This is a genomic window from Streptomyces sp. NPDC002536, from assembly GCF_053594995.1.
In genome coordinates this window covers 1-4,549 of record NZ_JBSFWU010000205.1, presented here as the reverse complement: position 1 = coordinate 4,549, position 4,549 = coordinate 1, and the positions used below count along the sequence as shown (strand labels likewise).

Here is a 4,549-nt window from a genome sequence, read left to right as displayed (position 1 = left end):
GTTTGCTCCTTTTCGGGTGCGGGTTGTGTATGGCTGGTCGCGCAGTTCCCCGCGCCCCTTACGGGGCGCCCCGTACCGCGCGCTCGGCGGTACGGGGCTCCGTGCATACCCGCGGTCAGCGGCGCCGCAGACCCGCACGTACCAGAACGGCGCCGGCCAGGACGATCGCGGCGTCGGCGAGCAGCGCGGTGTGGATGCCGGACAGGACGGAACCGGTGGCCGCGGTGCGGGCGGTGGCGACGGCGCTGAGCACCGGGATGCCGAGAGTGATGCCCGCCTGCTGGGTCATCGAGGCGAGGCCGGTGGCCAGGCCCTGCTCACCGTCCGGCAGGCCCGAGGTGGCGGTGACCATGTAGCCGACGATGGCGCAGAGGTGGCCGAAGGCGCCCGCGGAGGAGGCCGCCAGCATCACGGCCAGGGCACCGCCGCCCCCGGGGCCGACGAGGAACAGCGCCCCGGTGGCCACGGCCTGCAGCAGCAGGCCCGCGGAGAGGACGGTGCGGTTGCCGTACCGGCCGATCAGCCGCGGCGCGGCCAGCCCGCCGAGGAAGGAGGCGACGCCGATGCCGCAGAACGCCAGGCCGGTCTGGAACGGGCTGCAGCCGAAGACCTGCTGCAGGTAGAGCGTCAGCAGGAAGACGACCGAGCTCTCCATCGTGAACGTGATCAGTCCGCCGAAGTTGCCCCAGCTGACCGTGCGCCGCGTCAGCACCCGCACCGGGGCGAGCGGTGCCTTCGCCCGCAGCTCGACGCGCCAGAAGGCGACGAGCAGGAGGGCGGCCGCCGCCAGGCAGGAGAGCGCGACCGGGTCCGTCCAGCCGTGCTGCCCGGCCGCGGTCACACCGTAGACCAGCGCGAGGAGCCCGCCGGTGACCGTGACCGCACCGGGGATGTCCAGCTTCGTGCGCGCGCCGCGGCTCTCGGGGACGACCGCCGGGGCCGCGAGGAGGACGGCGATGCCCACGGGGATGTTGACGAAGAACCCCCAGCGCCAGCTCAGCAGGTCGGTCAGGAGACCGCCGAGCACCGCTCCGACGGTGAACCCCGCGGAGATCAGCGTGCCGTTCAGGCCCAGCGCCTTCTCGCGCAGCGGGCCCTCCGGCAGCGACGTGGTCAGCAGCGACAGCGCGGCCGGGGTGGCGAGGGCCGAGGCGAGGCCCTGGGCGACCCGCGCCGCCAGCAACAGGGCCGGGCTGTCGGCGATCCCGCCGACGAACGAGCCCACGACGAGCAGCGCCATGCCGGCCAGCAGCATGCGCCGCCGCCCCGCGATGTCGGCCAGCCGGCCGAACAGCAGGGTGAAGCCGGCCGACGGAAGCATCATCGCCGTGGAGATCCACTGCAGGTTCCCGAGGGAGAACCCCAGGCTCCGGCCGATGTCCGGCAGCGCGATGTTGAGGATGGAGAAGTCGACGGCGAGCATGAACTGCGAGCCGAGCAGGAGAGTGAGCACCAGGCGCTGGCGCGGGGTCATCCGCGGCACCGCCGCTGCGGGTGGGGCGTCGGCGAGAGTGGTCATGGCTTTTCCCATCAAGGAATGCCGGTTCCGCCCCTCCGCACAGGGGGACGGAGGGGCGGAACCGGTCTCGGTCTGTCGAAATACTGTGGAAGTGTGGGGAGTTCAGGAGCGGACGAGCTCGCGCACCCGCGGCCGGACCGGCGGTTCGGAGGCCGGGATCGGCTCCCGCTCCGCGGGGGCCCGCTTTCGGCTCAGGTACTTCATGGCCGGCCGCTCCACGAACCTCAGCAGGAGGGCGGCCGCCCCGAGCGTCACCAGGAACAGCGCGGCGCAGGCGGCGAGGGCGACCGGCAGGGACCAGGTCCCGTTGCCCAGGGCACGGTGCCCGTAGGTCAGGACCAGGACGTGCACCATGTAGAACGCGAAGGACACCTCGCCCAGCCAGCGCATGCGGCGCCCGTTGAGCAGGGAGGGCCGGTGCCCCAGGTCGCCGGCCGCACCGGCGCCGATCACCAGGAACAGGCCGACGGCCATGGTGGCGGTCATCGAGTAGAGGACCGGAGCCGCAACCGTGATCACGAAGCTGATCGCGGCGACGACGGTCGCGGGCAGCAGGCCGACGCGGATCCACCGGCCGCTGAGGACGATCCTGGCCAGCAGGATGCCGAGGGCGAAGTCGGCCACCCGGGTCAGCGGGAAGGCGTACACGAACCAGAACCGGGGGAACGGCGTGATGTCCGCGAGCATCGGATGCGTCGGAAGCGCGGTCGCGACCGACGGCATGAGCAGCATGAACCCGAACACGCCGGCCGCGGTCCACCACAGCCGCCGGGCCGGGATCCGGTTCACCAGCCGCAGCAGCACGGGGAAGAGGGCGTAGAAGAGGACCTCGCAGCACAGCGACCAGCTCGGCGGGTTCAGCCCGTCGAACGCGGGGTAGTCGGGCACCCAGCTCTGCACGAGCAGCAGGTTCGGAAGGGCTCGCTCGGCGGTGAGGGCCCCGCCCGTGGCCAGCAGCAGCACGATCGCCAGGGCGCACGTGACGAGGTTGGCCGGGTACAGCTTGGCGGCGCGCCGCCGCCAGAACGCCCGCGCGGTGTCACCGGGGCGGGCCGCCCAGGTCAGCACGAATCCGCTCAGGATGAAGAAGAACTGAACGCCTGCCCAGCCGGCCTTGAGGAGCCAGTCCTGCAGGGTGCCCTGGAGCCGGGTGTCGGCCAGGAAGCCCTGGAACGACGCGTGACAGAGGAACACGAAGAATGCGGCGAGGAAGCGCATTCCGGTGAGGGAGGGAAGCCGGTTCTTCCGTGCCTCCAACTCGTCGACAGGTAGCACGAATTCAGTCCGTTCGTCTCGGGGTGGGGGAATCGAGGTGGGGGGAACATCGCGCATTCGGTGGTGATTCGGGATCCGCACGCAGAAATGACGCTAGGCGCCGGGGAACGGCACCTCAAGGTTTCGGCCCGCAAGGAGACCTCCTGCGCCCTTTGGTGATACCGGGCCTGCCGCTCTCGACGCACAAGGGCCTGAACTCGCCATTCCGCAGGCTACGTTCGGCGCTCTGGAGGTAGCCATGAATACGAACTGCTCACTGTCGCAGCACCGCGTGATCGTCGTGGCCGACCCCTTTCCGGTTCCCCGGGCCGCGGTGGCCTCGCTGCTGCGGCATTCCGGGGTGGCCGATGCGACGGGCGAAGCGGATTCGCGGGAGGGCGCACTGGAGACGGTCCGGCGCCTGGGCGCGGACATGCTCGTCACCGATGCCGACCTCGTCGGCCCGGGCGACGGCGTGCAGTTGACCCGGCAGGCCAAGCGGCTTGCACGGCCGCCGACCGTGCTGGTGTTCGCCGGTGCCGACGATCCGGCCGTGGTCGCGGCCTGCCTGGCCGCCGGTGCCGACGGGTTCGTGCACCGGTCGGCCATGCCCGAACGGCTGGTGCAGGCCGTGGAGTCGCTGGCGGCCGGGCGCCCCTTCTGGCACCTGCGGGAACACGGCGCGGGCAACACCCGTGCGCCGTCGGCTATTTCGGGCATGACCGCCCGCGAACAACAGGTCCTCGGGCTGCTGCTCGGCCGCTATTCCAACGACGAAATCGCCGCAGAGCTGCATCTCGCACGGCAGACCGTCAAGAACCACGTGAGCAATGTGCTGCACAAGCTCGGCGTGGCCAACCGGCGGGAACTGCTGGCGCAGACACGCGCGGCGTCCTGACCACCTTCCTTACGTTTCTGTTCTGAGGAGTTCCGTCCCGTGAATCGATTCCAGGGCCGCGTCGCCCTCGTCACCGGTGCCAGCCGCGGCATCGGATTCGCCGTCGCCGAGCGGCTCGTCGCCGAAGGGGCGCGGGTGTGCATCACCGCGCGCTCGGCGGAACCGCTGGCCGAGGCCGTGAAGGCGCTCGGCGGGCCCGAGCATGCGCTGGCCGTGGCCGGAAAGGCCGACGATGCCGCGCACCAGGCGGAGGCGGTGGAGCGGGCGGTGGAGACGTTCGGGCGGCTCGACGTCCTCGTCAACAACACCGGGATCAACCCGGTGTTCGGCCCGGTCCTGGACGTCGAGGAGTCCGCGATCCGCAAGGTCTTCGAGGTCAACGTGCTCGCGGCGCTCGGCTGGCTGCGGCAGGCACGGCGGGTGTGGATGGGCGGGCACGGCGGCAGCGTGGTCAACATGACGGCCGTCGCGGGGCTCCGCCCGGCGGAGGGCATCGGCGCGTACGGGGCCAGCAAGGCGGCCCTGATCCACCTGACCGAGCAGCTGGGCCGCGAACTCGGCCCGCGGATCCGGGTGAACGCGGTGGCGCCGGCGGTGGTACGGACACGGTTCGCCGAGAAGCTGTATGAGGAGCGGGAGGCGGAGGTTGCTGCGGGGTATGCGCTGGGGCGGCTCGGGGTGCCGGAGGACATTGCGGCGGCGGTGGCGTATTTGGCGTCGGACGACGCCGGTTGGGTGACCGGGCAAACGCTTGTGGTGGACGGCGGGTTGGTGTCCGCGGGCGGGGGCATTTGAGGAGGCCCCGGTCCCACCCTTTCGCCGTTTCTCGGGGGCTCCGCCCCCGAACCCCCGGTCCTCAAACGCCGGACGGGCTGATT

At 71.5% G+C, this 4,549-nt stretch carries 4 protein-coding genes; 2 read left to right on the top strand and 2 right to left on the bottom strand.

The annotated features are described in order from the left end of the window. Positions 1 to 115 precede the first annotated feature (115 nt). Together ACWD4B_RS35145 and ACWD4B_RS35140 are read right to left on the bottom strand one after the other, a co-directional pair. Positions 116 to 1,519, bottom strand: a complete 1,404-nt coding sequence (locus ACWD4B_RS35145; RefSeq protein WP_451424579.1) for an MFS transporter — start codon at positions 1,517 to 1,519, stop codon at positions 116 to 118. A 102-nt stretch (positions 1,520 to 1,621) separates the two neighbouring features. Next, complete coding sequence (locus ACWD4B_RS35140; protein ID WP_451424578.1) at positions 1,622 to 2,794, bottom strand: acyltransferase family protein; 1,173 nt, start codon at positions 2,792 to 2,794, stop codon at positions 1,622 to 1,624. A 238-nt stretch (positions 2,795 to 3,032) separates the two neighbouring features. On the opposite strand from ACWD4B_RS35140, the gene ACWD4B_RS35135 reads away from it, so the two are divergent. After that, entirely contained in the window at positions 3,033 to 3,671 is a 639-nt protein-coding gene (locus ACWD4B_RS35135) for a LuxR C-terminal-related transcriptional regulator (protein ID WP_451424577.1), read from the top strand. Between the two features lie 39 nt (positions 3,672 to 3,710). After that, the gene (locus ACWD4B_RS35130) at positions 3,711 to 4,466 is read left to right on the top strand and encodes an SDR family oxidoreductase (RefSeq protein WP_414168497.1); all 756 of its coding nucleotides are present in this window, start codon (positions 3,711 to 3,713) and stop codon (positions 4,464 to 4,466) included. Positions 4,467 to 4,549 lie beyond the last annotated feature (83 nt).